9 protein-coding genes and 1 pseudogene are annotated in these 17,011 nt (G+C 60.1%); 8 read left to right on the top strand and 2 right to left on the bottom strand.

Annotation, left to right across the window (positions count from 1 at the left end):
- Window positions 1-213: 213 nt before the first annotated feature.
- From mexE to PSH87_RS13140, 4 genes are all read left to right on the top strand, one after another.
- Window positions 214-1,455 (top strand): multidrug efflux RND transporter periplasmic adaptor subunit MexE, encoded by a 1,242-nt coding sequence (mexE, locus tag PSH87_RS13155; RefSeq protein WP_305434029.1) that lies wholly within the window; start codon window positions 214-216, stop codon window positions 1,453-1,455.
- Between the two features lie 15 nt (window positions 1,456-1,470).
- Window positions 1,471-4,650: a multidrug efflux RND transporter permease subunit gene (locus PSH87_RS13150; RefSeq protein WP_017739370.1), complete on the top strand. Its 3,180-nt coding sequence runs from the start codon at window positions 1,471-1,473 to the stop codon at window positions 4,648-4,650.
- Window positions 4,647-6,062: an efflux transporter outer membrane subunit gene (locus PSH87_RS13145; protein WP_305434027.1), complete on the top strand. Its 1,416-nt coding sequence runs from the start codon at window positions 4,647-4,649 to the stop codon at window positions 6,060-6,062. The genes PSH87_RS13150 and PSH87_RS13145 overlap by 4 nt, the downstream gene beginning before the upstream one ends.
- A 310-nt stretch (window positions 6,063-6,372) precedes the next feature.
- Window positions 6,373-6,900 carry a hypothetical protein gene (locus PSH87_RS13140; RefSeq protein WP_305434025.1) on the top strand — a complete coding sequence of 176 codons (528 nt, stop codon included), beginning with the start codon at window positions 6,373-6,375 and terminating at the stop codon, window positions 6,898-6,900.
- 722 nt (window positions 6,901-7,622) lie between these two features.
- Here PSH87_RS13140 and PSH87_RS13135 read toward each other — a convergent pair.
- Entirely contained in the window at window positions 7,623-8,639 is a 1,017-nt protein-coding gene (locus PSH87_RS13135; RefSeq protein ID WP_305434023.1) for an AraC family transcriptional regulator, read from the bottom strand.
- Between the two features lie 168 nt (window positions 8,640-8,807).
- Here PSH87_RS13135 and efeU point away from each other — a divergent pair, with 168 nt between their 5' ends.
- The 4 genes and pseudogenes from efeU (at window position 8,808) to efeO (PSH87_RS13115) (ending at window position 13,018) form a co-directional block, all read left to right on the top strand.
- Window positions 8,808-9,641, top strand: a complete 834-nt coding sequence (gene efeU, locus PSH87_RS13130; protein WP_305434022.1) for an iron uptake transporter permease EfeU — start codon at window positions 8,808-8,810, stop codon at window positions 9,639-9,641.
- Between the two features lie 10 nt (window positions 9,642-9,651).
- On the top strand, window positions 9,652-10,854 hold the full coding sequence (gene efeO, locus PSH87_RS13125; protein ID WP_305434020.1) for an iron uptake system protein EfeO: 1,203 nt from the start codon (window positions 9,652-9,654) through the stop codon (window positions 10,852-10,854).
- A gap of 14 nt (window positions 10,855-10,868) precedes the next feature.
- Window positions 10,869-12,172 (top strand): annotated as a pseudogene (gene efeB / locus PSH87_RS13120) (iron uptake transporter deferrochelatase/peroxidase subunit).
- A 27-nt stretch (window positions 12,173-12,199) separates the two neighbouring features.
- Entirely contained in the window at window positions 12,200-13,018 is an 819-nt protein-coding gene (gene efeO / locus PSH87_RS13115; RefSeq protein WP_017739377.1) for an iron uptake system protein EfeO, read from the top strand.
- Window positions 13,019-13,072: 54 nt separating this feature from the next.
- Here efeO (PSH87_RS13115) and PSH87_RS13110 read toward each other — a convergent pair whose 3' ends face one another.
- Complete coding sequence (locus PSH87_RS13110; protein WP_305434019.1) at window positions 13,073-16,900, bottom strand: hypothetical protein; 3,828 nt, start codon at window positions 16,898-16,900, stop codon at window positions 13,073-13,075.
- Window positions 16,901-17,011 lie beyond the last annotated feature (111 nt).

The raw sequence follows: 17,011 nt of genomic DNA, 5'->3' as shown, positions 1-17,011 counted from the left end.
TTTGACCGAGCCTGGCAGGTACTTCTGCACAACCTGCAACAGTCCTTTGTTATCAACGACATTGATAGCACCCTAACGAAACCCCCATCCTAGAGGGCTTTCCCGCCGCTTATATCATTCCGAATGATAGTTACCTTTGCTTCATTCGATTCGTGACATAGCACCCCGCCGCGCATGATCCGCCCATCTCAAATACATTGGCGGATGCACCTCATGGAACAGTCACTCAAACATTTGCGCTTCCCCCTGGCGATCCTGGCCGTGGTGGTGATGAGCGCGTGCGGCAAGACCCCGGAACAAGCGGCCGCCATGCCAGCTGCCAAAGTCAGCGTGGCCAAGGTGCTGGAGCAGCCGGTCAACGAGTGGGATGAATTCACCGGCCGCCTGGAAGCGCCGGAGACCGTGCAGATCCGTCCGCGGGTGTCGGGCCAGATCGATCAGGTGGCCTTCATCGAAGGTGCCCTGGTGAAGAAAGGCGACCTGTTGTTCCAGATCGACCCGCGTCCGTTCCAGGCTGAAGTGCGCCGCCTCGAAGCCCAACTGCAACAAACCCGTGCCGCCGCCAGCCGCAGCGACAACGAAGCGCAACGCGGCGAACGCCTGCGCCAGAGCAATGCGATCTCCGCCGAATTGGCCGACTCGCGCACCACCGCCGCCCAGGAAGCCCGCGCCGCGGTCGCCGGGATCCAGGCGCAGTTGGACCTGGCCAAGCTGAACCTGAGCTTCACCCGCGTGACTTCGCCAATCAGCGGCCGCGTCAGCCGTGCGGAAATCACCGCCGGCAACCTGGTAACCGCCGACGTCACCGCACTGACCAGCGTGGTCTCCACCGACAAGGTCTACGCCTATTTCGACGCCGATGAGCGCGTGTTCCTCAAGTACACCGAACTGGCGCGCCAAGGCCGTCGCGGTGCGACTACCCCGGTGTACCTGGGCCTGTCCAACGAAACCGGCAACCCGCACCAGGGCCAGATGAACTTCGTCGACAACCAGGTCAACCCGGCCACCGGCACCATCCGTGGGCGTGCGGTGTTCGACAACACGGACGGCCGCTACACCCCGGGCCTGTACGCACGCTTGAAGCTGGTCGGCAGCGGCACCTACTCCGCCGTGTTGATCAACGACGAAGCCGTCGGCACTGACCTGGGCAAGAAATTCGTGCTGGTGATGGAAGGCGACAAGCCGGCGTATCGCTCGGTGGAACTGGGGCCGAAAATCGAAGGCTTGCGCATCGTGCGCAGTGGCCTGAACAAAGAAGACACCGTGATCGTCAAGGGCTTGCAACGCGTACGCCCTGGCTCGCCGGTCGCCCCGGAAACCATCCCGATGGCCAGCAAGGAAACCCTCGCCGCCTTGGCCCAACAACGACAAGCGCTTGAAGCCAGCAACCTGGAGCAAGTGGCGCCGGTAAAATCCGCGCCCAAGCTCGCAGCCGTTGCGACTCCACGCGGTTAAGGGATACGACTCAAGATGAATTTTTCCAAGTTCTTCATTTCGCGGCCGATCTTCGCAGCGGTACTGTCGCTGCTGATCCTGATCGCGGGTGCGATCTCGCTGTTCCAATTGCCGATCAGCGAATACCCGGAAGTGGTACCGCCGACCGTGGTGGTGCGCGCCAACTTCCCCGGCGCCAACCCCAAGGTCATCGGTGAAACCGTGGCCGCGCCGCTGGAGCAAGCCATCACCGGCGTCGAGAACATGCTGTACATGTCCTCGCAATCCACCGCCGACGGCAAGCTGACCCTGACCATTACCTTCGCCCTGGGCACCGACCTGGACAACGCGCAGGTGCAGGTGCAAAACCGGGTGACGCGGACTCAGCCAAAACTGCCTGAGGAAGTGACGCGCATCGGTATCACCGTGGACAAGGCCTCCCCCGACCTGACCATGGTGGTGCACTTGACCTCCCCGGATCAGCGCTACGACATGCTCTACCTGTCCAACTATGCCTTGCTCAACGTCAAGGATGAGTTGGCGCGCCTGGGCGGCGTGGGTGACGTGCAGCTGTTCGGCATGGGCGACTATTCCCTGCGTGTGTGGCTTGATCCGAACAAGACCGCTTCGCGCAATTTGACGGCGACGGATGTGGTCACCGCGATCCGCGAGCAGAACCGCCAGGTGGCGGCCGGTGCCTTGGGTGCGCAACCTGCGCCGAATGCCACCAGCTTCCAGTTGTCGGTGAACACTCAAGGCCGTCTGGTGACGGAAGAAGAGTTCGAGAACATCATCATTCGCTCCGGCGATAACGGTGAGATCACCCGCTTGAAAGACATCGCACGGGTCGAGCTGGGTTCCAGCCAATACGCCCTGCGCTCGTTGCTCAACAACCAGCCGGCGGTGGCGATCCCGATCTTCCAGCGTCCGGGTTCCAACGCGATCGAGATCTCCAACGAAGTGCGCGGCAAGATGGAGGAGCTGAAAAAGAGCTTCCCGCAGGGCATGGACTACAGCATCGTCTATGACCCGACCATCTTCGTGCGTGGCTCCATCGAAGCGGTGGTACACACGCTGTTCGAAGCGCTGATCCTGGTGGTTCTGGTGGTGATCCTGTTCCTGCAAACCTGGCGCGCCTCGATCATTCCGTTGGTGGCGGTGCCGGTATCGTTGATCGGTACGTTTGCAGTGATGCACCTGTTTGGCTTCTCGCTCAACGCGCTGTCGCTGTTCGGCCTGGTATTGGCGATTGGTATCGTGGTGGACGACGCCATCGTGGTGGTGGAGAACGTCGAGCGGAATATCGAGCTGGGCCTGGAGCCGTTCCCGGCCACTGAAAAAGCCATGAGCGAAGTGACCGGCCCGATCATTGCCACGGCATTGGTGCTGTGTGCGGTGTTCATTCCGGCGGCATTCATCAGCGGCTTGACCGGGCAGTTCTACAAGCAGTTCGCCTTGACCATTGCGATCTCGACGGTGATCTCGGCGTTCAACTCCCTGACCTTGTCGCCGGCCCTGGCTGCCGTGTTGCTGAAAAGCCACAACGCGCCGAAAGACCGTTTCTCCAAGGTGCTCGACAAGCTGCTGGGCGGCTGGTTGTTCAAACCGTTCAACCGTTTCTTCGAGAAAGCCAGCCACGGTTACGTCGGCACCGTACGCCGAGTGATTCGCGGCAGCGGCATTGCCCTGTTCCTGTACGCCGGCCTGATGGTGCTGACCTGGTTCGGTTTTGCCCACACCCCGACCGGTTTCGTACCGGCCCAGGACAAGCAATACCTGGTGGCCTTCGCCCAACTGCCGGACGCCGCCAGCCTGGACCGCACCGAAGATGTGATCAAGCGCATGTCCGACATCGCCTTGAAGCAACCGGGCGTGGAAGCCGCGGTCGCCTTCCCGGGCCTGTCGATCAACGGCTTCACCAACAGCCCGAACAGCGGCATCGTGTTTGTCACCTTGAAGCCGTTCGATGAGCGCAAAGACCCAAGCATGTCCGCCGGTGCGATTGCCGGTGCGCTGAATGGCAAGTACAGCGACATCCAGGAAGCCTACATGGCGATCTTCCCACCGCCGCCGGTACAGGGCCTGGGTACGATTGGCGGGTTCCGCCTGCAGATCGAAGACCGTGGCAACCTGGGTTACGACGAGCTGTACAAAGAAGTGCAGAACGTCATCACCAAGAGCCATAACGTGCCGGAACTGTTTGGCCTGTTCACCAGCTACACGGTCAACGTGCCCCAGGTCGATGCCGCTATCGACCGCGAAAAGGCCAAGACCCACGGCGTGGCGATCAGCGACATCTTCGACACCCTGCAGATCTACCTGGGCTCGTTGTATGCCAACGACTTCAACCGCTTTGGCCGTACCTACCAGGTCAACGTGCAGGCCGAGCAGCAGTTCCGCCTCGACGAAGACCAGATCGGCCAGCTGAAAGTGCGTAACAACAAAGGCGAGATGATCCCGCTGGCGACCTTTATCAAGGTCAGCGACACCTCGGGCCCGGACCGCGTGATGCACTACAACGGCTTTATCACCGCCGAGATCAACGGCAACGCCGCGCCGGGCTACAGCTCGGGCCAGGCGGAAGCGGCGATCGAGAAACTGCTGAAAGAAGAACTGCCCAACGGCATGACCTACGAGTGGACCGACCTGACGTATCAGCAAATCCTCTCGGGCAACACTGCACTGTTCGTGTTCCCCCTGTGTGTGCTGCTGGCGTTCCTGGTACTGGCGGCTCAATACGAAAGCTGGAGCCTGCCACTGGCGGTGATCCTGATCGTACCGATGACCCTGCTGTCGGCCATCACCGGGGTGATTATCTCCGGCGGCGACAACAACATCTTCACCCAGATCGGCCTGATCGTACTGGTGGGCCTGGCGTGCAAGAACGCGATTCTGATCGTCGAGTTTGCCAAGGATAAACAGGCGGAGGGTCTTGACCCGCTGGCTGCGGTGCTGGAGGCGTGCCGTCTGCGTCTGCGGCCGATCCTGATGACCTCGTTCGCGTTCATCATGGGTGTGGTGCCACTGGTGTTGTCCAGCGGTGCCGGTGCCGAGATGCGGCATGCCATGGGTGTGGCGGTGTTCTCCGGGATGATCGGCGTGACCTTCTTCGGTCTGTTGCTGACGCCAGTGTTCTACGTACTGATCCGTCGCTATGTGGAGCGCCAGGAAGCGCGCAAAGCGGCCAAGGCCTTGAAGCTGGAGACACAGCAATGAGCGTGAAAGTATTCCTGCCGAGCTTGCTGGTACTGGCGCTGAGCGCCTGTGCCGTGGGCCCGGACTACAAAACCGAGAACCTGGAGGCGGCCAATATCACGGCCGCCGCCGACACCAAGAGCTACGACCACGCCAAGTACGAAGGCATCTGGTGGCAGCAGTTCGAGGACCCGACCCTCAACCAGCTGGTGACCCAGTCGTTGAGCGGTAACCGCGACCTGCGCGTGGCGTTCGCCCGCCTGCGCGCCGCCCGTGCGATCCGTGATGATGCGGCCAACGACATCATGCCGGTGGTCACCTCTCGCGCCAGCAGTGATGTGGGCAAGGGCCAGATCCCCGGCCAGACCACCAAGCGCGTCACCAGCGAGCGCTATGACCTGGGCCTGGACATGGCCTGGGAAGTCGACTTGTTCGGCCGCATCCGCCGCAACCTGGAGGCCAGCGACGCTGACCAACAGGTCGCAGAGGCGGACCTGTACCAACTGCAAGTCACCATGATTGCCGAACTGGTGGATGCCTACGGTCAACTGCGCGGCGCGCAACTGCGCGAACGCATCGCCCTGGACAACCTGAAGAACCAGCAGGAATCGCGCACCATCACCGTCAGCCTGCGAGATGCCGGTGTCGGTGATCAGCTGGACGTAGAACGCGCAGATGCCCGCCTGGCGGCGGTCGAAGCCAGCGTGCCGCAACTGCAAGCCGAACAAGTGCGCGAGCGCAACCGCATCGCCACCCTCCTCGGCCAGCGCCCGGACAAGCTGAGCGTGGACCTGAGCCCGAAAGACCTGCCGGCGATTGCCAAGGCACTGCCGATTGGCGAACCGGGGCAACTGCTGCAACGGCGCCCGGACATCCTCAGCGCCGAACGCAAACTGGCCGCCGCCACCGCGCGCATCGGCGTGGCCAAGGCCGACTTGTTCCCACGGGTCAGCCTCAGCGGCTTCCTCGGCTTCACCGCCGGGCGCGGCTCGCAGATCGGCTCGGCCGCGGCGAATGCCTGGTCCCTGGGCCCGAGCATCACCTGGGCCGCGTTTGACCTGGGCAGCGTGCGCGCCCGTTTGCGCGGTGCGAATGCCGAAGCGGACGGCGCGTTGGCGACTTATGAGCAGCAAGTGTTGCTGGCGTTGGAAGAGTCCGAGAATGCGTTCAGTGACTATGGCAAGCGGCAGCAACGGCTGGTGTCGTTGATCCGTCAGAGTGAGTCCAGCCGCGCGGCGGCGGACCTGGCGGCGATTCGTTACCGCGAAGGTACGGTGGACTTCCTGGTGCTGTTGGACGCGCAGCGTGAGCGGTTGGCGGCGGAAGACTCCCAGGCCCAGGCCGAGGTGGATTTGTATCGCGGGATTGTGGCGATCTACAAGGCACTGGGGGGTGGCTGGCAGCCGGATACGGTGGTGGCCAGCGCGAAGTGATTTGATTTAAAGAGCTCCTTTGGTTGGTCGCATCCAGCCAATTTTTAGCCCCGTGGTCCATTTGGTCGCGGGGCTTTTTTTTGAGGTTTTTTTGTGGGAGGGGTCTTAAAACATTGAGGGTAATAACTGTAGGGCGATTAGAAATCTCTTGTAGGTTTTTTCGTAATCCAGCCTGCCGTGGTATTCACTGGCAGTGACTTACTTTAATTGAGCCTGAAAATGCATAACTGACTGTCGTTCACCTTGTCTCAAGAAAACAGTGAGACTGACGAAACGCCGATGTAACTTCCAACTATTGAAGGGCACCATCATGGCGATTTTGTTGACTGCTGAACAAATGCGGCACACCAAGGCTTCCAATCCTTTCCAGATCAAGAACCCCGGACAGGTGACGAATCAATTCACCATAACCGAGGCACCCAAAGCCGCGGAGACACTAAAGCTTACCGACACTAAACAAATCGTTGAGCTGAAGGCGTTTTTGAAAAAATATGACATGACGTCAATCAGCACGGACGAACTGAAAGTCGTTGGCAGCCTGCTTTACAAAAACGAAATGATTAGCCGCCGGTCCTTCGGCATGTTTATTTCTGGAGATGGTGCGTCCGACGCAAACGGAAAGCAAACGGACACGCATGTGAAATTCAATGCTATCGCCCTCTTCAACGAAAAGCTTGAAGATACTATTGCGCATTTCAACAGCGATCCGGCAATCCCGAGGCGGGAAGGAGCTACGGACTATTTGCAGGGAATGGTAGATGCAAACCATGCAATAAACGCACTTGCATTCTTCATTAATTCGAACAGTAGTAATTTGTCTATCGACGAGCGAGCCTGAACTGGAGGGGCTCGGCAGGAAGCAGTGCGCTAGGCTTAGCCTAGCGCACTGACCTTTCGGCAGCCTACCGACCGTACCTGGCGGTACCGGAGTAAGCTTTTGGAAGTTCTTCGTCATTGTTCACTTGAACTCGATAAGTTCCGAGTGGCCCATTGTACGTAGCATTGCTACCTATACCGAACGTCTCTCGTTTCCACGAACCGCCTACCTGGCGCTCAATGTAAACCTCTGGACCTCTACCCACACCCAGCGCAGAAACCCGTACATCGATATTTGCATTTGAGCATCCGTTGACAGACGTTATCGTAAACGGACCATGGGCTGTATCGGCTTGCTTCCCCGCCACAATCCCACTAAAGCTATCCGTTATATACAAACACGCCGCAGACACCTGCGACGACATCACCATCAACACAACAAACGGCAACGCAATAAGACTTTTCATGATCACACCTCAAAATCAACAATTAATTTTCAAATATGCACAGAAAGCCAATCTATTGGTTTATTTATCCATAGAATTCCCTCACAGTTAAACAGTATGTCCAGCTTCCTACACAGCAATCTAAAGTCACTGCGACTGGCAGAAGGAAACACACGGCTTACTGTGCACGAATTCAGGCTGTGAATATGCCAGTCGCTTCCTAAAATCATTAAGGAGCGCTCTGTCATATTAATTCGATGGAATGAGTCAGCGACATCCTAATCCCGCTCAGACTCAACTAACCCCGGGCACTTTCATTCAAAATCAAACTCCGATAATGCCCCGGATTCGACCCCACCCATTTACGAAACGCCTTATAAAACGAACTAGCATCGGCAAACCCCAACCGCGCCGCAATCTCGGCAAAGCTGATCTGCGGTTCGGCCAGCCAGACAATGGCCAACTCTTTACGCACGCTGTCCTTGAGGCCCTGATACGTCTGGCCCTCTTCCGCCAGGCGTCGGCGCAGGGTTGAGGCGGAGATGCACAGGCTGGCGGCCAGGCCGTCGGTTTCCGGCCAGGTGTCGGGGGGCAGGTGGCGCAGGTCGTGCTTGATGCGGGTGGCTAGGCTGTCGGGGTCGCGGTATTTGACGAGGATGTTGGCGGGGGCGTGGGCGAGGAAGCGTTTGAGTTCTTCGGCGCTGCGCTTGATCGGTAGGTCGAGGCAATCGGCGGAGAAGATCATGCGGGTACGTGGCCGATAAAACCGTAGGTTGTCGGAAAACATCACCTGGTAGTCGTCGCAAAAGTCCGGCTGCGGGCAGCGCAGTTCAATCGCCAGGATCGGAATGCGCCGCCCCGCCAGCCAGCAGGCCACGCCATGCACGATCATCCAATAGGTGAAATAGGTGAACGCGCGTTTGGGCGCGGGTTCCGCCAGCACGATCTCTGCCAGGCTCTGTTGGCGCACCAGTTGCGCGGGCATTTGCTCCAGCATCAAGGACAGAAACCCCAACGCGGTTTCCAGGGCCGTGGCGAGCGTCGGTTGCGCCATCGAGGCGTGACAGAGGAACGCCAGGCTACCGGATTTGAGCCGGCGCGGGTCCATGCCGAAAAACTCGTCATCCCGACGCCGCGCCAGCAGGCGCCACAACCGCGCGTAGGCCGTCGCCGGTACGCGGGCGCTGGGCTGCTCCAGCAACGCCGGGGCAATCCCGACCTTGCTCAGCGCTTCAACCGTGGCCGCCCCCGGCGCACAGCTCTGCAACAAGGCTTCGCGCACGAGGTGAATGGAGATGGAGTCTTTTTCCGACATGGGCAGTTGGGCGTTCCGGCGGCACACAAGATGGCGTGCATCATAAGGGCGGTTGCCCTTCGCCACCACCGTTCAGCCACTGTTCAGCAAACGTCAAGAATTGTTGTTTAGCAATGAGTATCATTATGTTACAACTTAGCCTCCTATCTAGTTGTGACGCGGTGCCGAATGCTTGTTCCTTTTCTCATCATGTTGCGCGAAGGCATTGAAGCCGCATTGATCGTTGGCATCATCGCCAGTTACCTGCAACAGACCGGCCGTGGCCAGTGGATGCCGGCGGTGTGGATTGGTGTATTCCTCGCCGCCGCGCTGGCGTTGCTGGTCGGTGGTGGCCTGGAATTGGTCAGCGCCGAATTTCCGCAAAAGCAGCAGGAATTGTTCGAAGGTGTTGTCGGACTGGTCGCGGTAGCCATCCTCAGTTCCATGGTGTTCTGGATGCGCAAGGTGGCGCGCTCCATCAAGCATTCCCTGCACGAGTCCCTCGACCAGGCGCTGGCCGGTTCCAGGCATCAGGTCACCGCACTGATCCTCATGGTGTTCTTCGCCGTGGCCCGTGAAGGGCTGGAAACCGTGTTCTTCCTGCTGGCGGTGTTCCAGCAAAGTGAAGGCCCGGGCGCGCCGATTGGCGCCCTGCTCGGCTTGATCCTGGCGATCGTCGTCGGTTTCCTGATCTACAGCGGCAGCATGCGCCTGAACCTCGGTGCGTTTTTCCGCTGGACCGGCCTATTCATCCTGGTGGTGGCCGCCGGCATCCTCGCCAATTCGGTGCAGGCCCTGCATGAAGCCGGCGTGTGGAACCACCTGCAAACCGTGTTGTTCGATTTCAGCGCCGTGTTGCCGATGGACAGCCCACTGGGCTCGGTACTCGCCGGCATGTTCGGCTATCAGGAAGCACCGACCGTCAGCACCCTGGGCGCCTATTTGATCTACCTGGTGGTGGCGCTGGTGATGTTCTTCCTGCCCTCGCCCGTCGCCCAACCTTCCTCCGTTTCCAGCCAGTAAGGACCGTCCCTTGTCCCACCCAACTCCTCAACCGGCGCTCCCACCCCGCGCCCTGCGCTGGGCCGTGGCAGGCTCGGTGGTCGTGATGATCGCCGCCGGTGGCCTGTTCTACTACGCGTCGCAACTGGCCGCGAGCAAGCGCCAGGCCAACCACAATGAAATCGCCGTGACCATTCATGGCCACGCCTGCGAGCCGAATGCGCTGACCGTACCGGCCGGCCGTGCGAGCTTTCGCATCATCAACCGTTCCGACCGCGCGGTGGAATGGGAAATCCTCGATGGCGTGCTGGTGGTCGAAGAACGGGAAAACATCGCCCCCGGCCTGAGCCAGGTGATCAACGCCAACCTGCTGCCGGGCGACTATGCGATCACCTGCGGCTTGCTCAGCAACCCGCGTGGCACCTTGCATGTGACGCCGACGGCGGAGTCCGACGCCCAGGCCAAGGCCAAGCCGTCGATGGTGGCGTTTATCGGCCCGCTGTCGGAGTTCCGCGTGTACCTGAGCAGCCAGGGCAGCGCGCTGGTCAAGGCGGTGACTGCCTTGCAACAGGCCATCGACGCCGATGACCTGGCCCAGGCGCAAGCGCTGTACATCCCGGCCCGTGAGGCCTACCAGCGCCTCGCCCCGGCGTCCCAGCGCCTGGCGGAGCTGGACAACGGGATCAACGCCCGTGCCGATTACTTTGAAAAGCGCGAGCAGGACCCGGCTTTCAGCGGCTTCCACCGCCTCGAATACAGCCTGTTCCAGCAGCGCAGCCTCGATGGCCTGGCGCCGATTGCCCAGCGCCTGCTGACCGACGTCACCGCCCTCAAGCAACAACTGCTGGCCCAATCGCTGCCACCGGAGCAGTTGGTGAGTATCGTGGTGCGCAACCTCAACAGCCTGGCGGACAGTCGCGCCCTCAGTGGTGAAGAAGAGCGCTACAGCCACACCGACCTGTATGGTTTCGCCGCCAACCTGGAGGCCGCGCACAAGGTGGTCGATCTGATGCGCCCGCTGCTGGGCAAATCCGCCGCCGAGCTGTTGCCGAAAATCGACAGCGCCCTCGCCGCCTTCGACGCTGAACTCGCCGGTTTCAAGACCAGCAACGGTTATACCCCCTACGACAGCGTGACCGCCGATCAGCGCCAGCAGATCGCCGACAAGGCCAAGGCTCTGGCCGCCGCACTCGATGGAATCGATCCCGCCCTTGGCCTTTCCGGCCTGCAGTGAAGACGACCGCACACATGAGTGATTCCGCACACACCAACCTCCAGCGCCGCCGTGTCCTGCTGGGCATGGCCGCCACCGGCGTCGCGCTAGCGGGCAGCAGCCTGAGCTGCCCGGCCATGGCTGCCGCCGAGCAAGTCACCAGCGCACCGCGCAGCGACAAGACCCAAGACCACCATGATTTCTTCGGCAGACACCAAAGCGGCATCGTCACCCCGCGCCCGGCCTGCGGCATGCTGGTGGCGTTCGACGTGCTGGCCAGCGACCGCGAAGACCTGGAGCGGTTGTTTCGCACGTTGAACGAGCGCATCAGCTTCCTGATGACCGGCGGCACCGTGGCGCAAGTCGATCCGAAGCTGCCGCCCACCGATTCGGGGATTCTCGGCCCGGTGGTCACGCCGGATAACCTGACCATCACCGTGTCCGTCGGCGAGTCGCTGTTCGATGAGCGCTTCGGCCTGGAACACGCCAAGCCCAAGCGCCTGAGCCGCATGGTGGGTTTTCCCAATGACGCGCTGGAACCGGCGCAGTGCCACGGCGACTTGAGCCTGCAATTTTGCTCCAACACCCCCGACACCAATATCCACGCCCTGCGCGACATCGTGAAAAACCTGCCCGACCTGCTGCTGGTGCGCTGGAAACAGGAAGGCAGCGTGCCGCCCCAGGCCCCGAGCAAACCCGGTGAGCCGGCGCAGAGTGCGCGTAATTTCCTCGGTTTCCGTGACGGTTCGGCCAACCCCGACTCCAACGACGGCAAGACCATGGACCAGATCGTCTGGGTCCAGCCGAGCAGCGACGAACCGGCCTGGGCCGCCCATGGCAGCTACCAGGCGGTGCGCATCATCCGCAACTTCGTCGAACGCTGGGACCGCACCCCGCTGCAGGAACAGGAAAGCATCATCGGCCGCGTCAAGACCACGGGCGCGCCCATGGGTGGCCAGCAGGAAAAGCCAGGTCCCCGACTACAGCAAGGACCCCGAAGGCAAGTTGACCAAGCTCGATGCCCACATCCGCCTGGCCAACCCGCGCACTCCGCAGACACAGGGCAACCTGATTTTGCGCCGGCCGTTCAACTACTCCAACGGCGTCAATAAAAACGGTCAGCTGGACATGGGGCTGTTGTTCATCTGCTACCAGGGCTGACCTGGAGAAAGGCTTTATCAGCGTGCAGACCCGGCTCAATGGCGAGCCCCTGGAGGAATACCTCAAGCCGGTTGGCGGCGGGTACTTCTTCACCTTGCCGGGAGTCACGGGCCCCAAGGATTTCATTGGGCGCACGCTGCTCGCCGCCACGCACCCGCACACCACTGCCAACACCTGAAACCCACCCCACAGCGGAAACCGTCCCATGAAGAAGTCGACTCTCGCGTTGTCGTTGCTACTGACCCTTTCGCCACTGGCCGCGTTCGCCGCCACGGCGCCGCTGGACCTGGTAGGCCCGGTGTCGGACTACAAGATCTACGTCACCGAAGAAATCGCCGAGCTGGTCACCCAGACCCAGGCCTTCACCGATGCGATCAACCAGGGCGACCTGGCCACGGCCAAGAAACTCTACGCGCCGACCCGCGTGCACTACGAGTCCATCGAGCCGATCGCCGAGCTGTTCAGTGACCTCGACGCGTCCATCGATTCGCGCGTGGATGACCATGAAAAAGGCGTGACCGCCGAAGACTTCACCGGCTTCCACCGCATCGAATATGCGCTGTTCTCGCAGAACACCACCAAAGGCCTGGAGGCGCTGACCGCCAAGCTCAACACCGACGTCAACGACCTGAAAACCCGTGTGGATGGCCTGACCTTCCCGCCAGAAAAAGTCGTCGGCGGTGCCGCCGCGCTGCTGGAAGAAGTCGCCGCCACCAAGATCTCCGGCGAAGAGGACCGCTACAGCCACACCGACCTGTATGACTTCCAGGGCAACATCGACGGCGCGAAAAAAATCGTCGACCTGTTCCGTGGCCAGATCGAGAAACAAGACAAGGCGTTCCTGGCCAAGGTCGACAAGAACTTCGCCACCGTGGACAAGATCCTCGCCAAGTACAAGACCAAGGACGGCGGCTTCGAGACCTACGACAAGGTCAAGGAAAACGACCGCAAGGCCCTGGTGGGCCCGGTCAATACCCTGGCTGAGGACCTGTCAACCCTGCGTGGCAAGCTGGGCTTGAACTGATCGCACCTACCGGGCTCTCGTGCACCTCGTCAGGGCGCACGAGAGCCACAGGTTTCAACCCGGCTGGGGGGTGAACTGCGCAAGTGGCGCACCTGTGGGCCGCAGGGTGGTCGAGTCGATCGCATACCACTGACCGTTTTTCTGAATCGCATACATCTCACGGTTTTGACTGGTGCCAAAGCGACTCCCCGGCCATTGCCCTGCTGAGGGGGCGATACCCGTAAAGGGGGTGTCTTTTGCCCCAATGATCCACCGGATTTTCTCCATGATCGTATTGATCATGTAGATCCCTGGGCCAACACGGGCCGCTTCGCCCATCAGGATTTTCCGGGTTGCGGCCAGCGACTTTGGCCCGGCTTTCAGCACATCAACCGCACCAGCCAACGGGTTGAACACACTCATGAAGAACGAGCCCGCCCCCTTCAGGCCGGCCATGCTGAATGCCTTGCGACTGAATGGGATCAACATCTTCATACCGCTAAAAAACTGCCTCGCCCCGACCAGTCCGCCGGTGGCAATGAATGAAGCAAAGTCGATCAGCAACCCCGTCAAACCCTCTGCCACCTTGCCCTGCGCAAAGTCAAACACAGCCCCGACGAACGGGATAAGGCGCAACATCAGACGAGCATTTTCCGAAGAAAACATTTTGCCTGATGCAAACGGATAGGTACGGCGGCTGTGCAGCGTTGTCGGCTGGTTGGCGTGCTCAAGTAACGCGTCGCGCTTCCCGTCAAAGCTGTGTGCCAGAAACGTTTCCACCATCCGTGCTGTTTTGTTCGAGCTAAAGGTATTGGGAACGCGCCGCGAGGCTATTTCTGTCGTTGCCGGCAACTCCGTTGCCGTCTTTTCAATAATCACCATCGATTTTGCACCGGGCTTGGGTGGAGAACCCGTGCTGTACGCATCAAAGTCAAACGGCTGTTCAGTGCCCCTTTGGAAAGGCGTCTGCACATAGGCAAAGGGCCCATGGGGTTTGCGGCCCGCCTTGGTTTCGCCACCGAGCGGCAGGCGGTCAGGTAAATCGGTGCGCTTGACCATCTGCATCGAACCGGGAAACACCTCGTAGTAACCAAACCAGGGTGTTACAAGCCCGGTTTCGTAACGTAGCAATAGGCCGTGAGTGCCCCTGTTACTCGCCACTTTGGAATCCGGGCCCTGGTCGTCCTCCAGGGCTTCCCCGGTTTCCTTGCGTACGCTGAAGAACTCGATTTTCCCCGACTCCAACGCCCTGCGGTCTTCCAGCGGCAACTGCGCAAGCATCAGTTTCAGCGCCGTGGCTTGGGCGACGCGGGTATCGGCAATGTATTGATCGACCGCCGGCGCCACCAACGGTTTTATCTTCGGCAGTTGCTTGATGCGTTCCAAAAAAGTGGCCTGGGAGATTTTCGGGTGGTTGAACTTGTATTTCTTTTCTCCACTGACCAGGTAGTTCACTAACCGATCCAACAAAAGTAGAGGATCATCGTCAACTTGATTGGTCAGGATGACATCGGTCAACAGCGGTTGGCGGGTTTCCATGTGCCCGTGCTGCCGGGAGTCATATTTGACATCGGTGTCCAACTCAAGCTTGAACGTACGAAGTTCTTCCTCGGTCATTTCCGGGAATAACCGGACCAACTCCTTGATCAGAACAGTGGTCTGGGTCGGCGGTTCGCTGGTCAAGGTGTTGAACGCGTCGCGGGTTTGGTCTTCCCGTTCGGTAAATGCTTGCGCAGCGGCTTTGTAGTCCCCAGGGGAGTAGTGTCCGTCCGCAGTCGCTGGGAAAATACCGGCCATTACCCCCCAGTCCAGCAAAGGTTTGGTAGCCAGGCTCTTTTGCAGGTATTCCTGATTCGGCCCGCTGGCGTCTAGCCGGGAAAGCGCCATGACTTGCGTAAAATTCATCAAACGCGAACTGCCCGGACCACTCAGGGTATCGGCGATTGCACAGCCCTGACGCAGCTCCAGCCAACCGGTCGAGCCAACCTTGACGTTTTGCGGGTCTTGGTTGAGCACCTGCCTGGCGTCTTCAGGCACGCGGGTGTCAGCCTTGACCAGCATCTCTGGAGCCGACTGGGCAAGGAACAGGTGAGCCACCAGTGGCGTCAACCCGGCGTCCACGCCTTTGCTTTCAAGATGCATTTCGACGTCATCGCGCACCTCTTTGAGTGAGCGCCCCAAATTGCCCGGCTGATACAACGAATACCCCGCCACCTGCCCCGCGACACCCGGCATGGTGGCGTCAACACTCAACTTGAGCGCAGTGGCCAGCAGTTGGTGACGTTCGGCCCGGGAGAGCGCTTGCCCCTCGGCCACACTGTAGAGCTTGAGGGCCTTGGCAATCTCATCGGCCTTGGCGATGGCCTTGGACGAATCAAAAAAATCCGCCAGTTGCCGGTCCGGATCGTGAAAAGACTGACCAAACGACGGCCTGCCGGAGAAGCCCTTGAGCAACGACATGACGCCCGCCGATGCCGCTTTCATTGTTTCAAGTGAGCTGGAAGACAGCGATCCCTCGGTTTGCACGTAAGGGGTCATCCCCGCGTAGTCGCCAGCCAGCGGGGGTGAAGGCAATTTTGTATTGAACCACTGCAGCGCTGCACGCATCTGCCCGACGGTTTGCGGTACGTCCGGCGCATAGTAGGCCAGAGTCTGGCGCATGTCGTACCGACGGGTGGAATACAGGGCGTTACCGGCTTTCTCACTCTGCTGCACCAACCGGTCGAAGTCTTCATTAAACTTGCGCGCGGTGGCTTGTTCGTTTGCACTGCCGTGCCCTGACATTAGCTCGACGTCCGCGTCAAAGGAATCTTGAAGGGAGATCCACTGCCCGTTCGCTCTGAGCATTTGCAGGTCACCTTCCGTTATCCTGAATTCGCTGCCCAGCCCTGCGACACCGGCCCTCCCCAGGAACGCCTTGAAGGCGGCTGATGCGAGAAACTCAACGAATTGTTCGCGTGGTGACGTACTCGCCTGGTCCAGGGAGGAGCCCGGTTCAACCCATATCGCCTGCTCATTCAGTGTCAGCTCATCACCCCCCTGCTTGTTCTTGATCAGGGGTTGCAACTGCGCCCCCAGGCGCTCACGGACAGCGCTGTCGCCGCTGTGCTGCTGCAGTTGCTTGAACTGTTTCTCCCACTGAGCACGCTGTGCCTGTGAAATCCCGGGCCAGCCCTCTTGCTGGAGTTGTTTACCCAACCGCGGCGCAGCCTTTTCATTCAGAGGCGGTTTCACCCCGTAAAAGTCCAGTACCACATCCCGTGGAACAGGCCCCTGAGTCGGCCCGGGTGCCACCGGAATCCCTAGATCATTTGGCGAGAGCACTTTGTGCAGGGCACTGACCTTTGCGCTGACCTCCCACCAACCAGAGCCATCGGTGGTGGTGAACCGCTGGAAGGACTGTTTGCCATTGACGACCACGACGCCAACCACCGAGTCGCTGAACACACGCACAGTCGACAATTTGAGCCCCTTGGATTTGAACCAGGCCTGGATGGGCGGCTCCTTGATCGCTTGGTCGTACATCTCGAGAAATGACGAGATGGATGCGTTTGGTGGGATGAGTTCTTCTTTTGCGTGGCCCGTGTTCAACCAATGCACCATGTTTTCCTGCAACGTAACGTCCGCTGATTGCGCGACATCGCTGGCAGGGAAAAGACGGCTGGCCGTGACACTCCCGGAAGTCGGCTCGATGCCTGGAGTGGTAGCGTCACGTTTGGACCGGTTTGTTTTCGTCTGTGGTCGCCCCTCGTGCTGCAAGGCTGCGGTATTGGGTGGCGGCCCAGACAGACGATCGGCAGGCGCCGTCTCAGGACGGCTTTGCGCAGACGGTGCGGGGGGCTGCGGGGCGCGGAACAACCTGTTGAAAGCGGTATCCGCACTGTTGACATGGATTGACGACATTTCTATTGCTCTCTAACCAGTGAAGTGGCGAGAGTTCTTGTCCTTAAGAACTGTCAATAGAAAACGTACAAGACAAGCCGAATGCAAAGGGTAAGCAAATTCTCAATCGGT

This window comes from Pseudomonas sp. FP453 (assembly GCF_030687495.1).
In the GTDB taxonomy this organism is placed as follows: Bacteria; Pseudomonadota; Gammaproteobacteria; order Pseudomonadales; family Pseudomonadaceae; genus Aquipseudomonas.
Note: the sequence above shows the minus strand (reverse complement) of the source record. Positions and strands in the feature narration are given on the sequence as shown.

What these genes read in the sequence shown, in the direction of transcription:
- PSH87_RS13145 (WP_305434027.1), top strand. Translation starts at nt 4,647, where the DNA reads ATGAGCGTGAAAGTATTCCTGCCGAGCTTGCTGGTACTGGCGCTGAGC.
- efeU (WP_305434022.1), top strand. Translation starts at nt 8,808, where the DNA reads ATGCTTGTTCCTTTTCTCATCATGTTGCGCGAAGGCATTGAAGCCGCA.
- PSH87_RS13140 (WP_305434025.1), top strand. Translation starts at nt 6,373, where the DNA reads ATGGCGATTTTGTTGACTGCTGAACAAATGCGGCACACCAAGGCTTCC.
- PSH87_RS13150 (WP_017739370.1), top strand. Translation starts at nt 1,471, where the DNA reads ATGAATTTTTCCAAGTTCTTCATTTCGCGGCCGATCTTCGCAGCGGTA.
- mexE (WP_305434029.1), top strand. Translation starts at nt 214, where the DNA reads ATGGAACAGTCACTCAAACATTTGCGCTTCCCCCTGGCGATCCTGGCC.
- efeO (WP_017739377.1), top strand. Translation starts at nt 12,200, where the DNA reads ATGAAGAAGTCGACTCTCGCGTTGTCGTTGCTACTGACCCTTTCGCCA.
- PSH87_RS13135 (WP_305434023.1), bottom strand. Translation starts at nt 8,639, where the DNA reads ATGTCGGAAAAAGACTCCATCTCCATTCACCTCGTGCGCGAAGCCTTG.
- PSH87_RS13110 (WP_305434019.1), bottom strand. Translation starts at nt 16,900, where the DNA reads ATGTCGTCAATCCATGTCAACAGTGCGGATACCGCTTTCAACAGGTTG.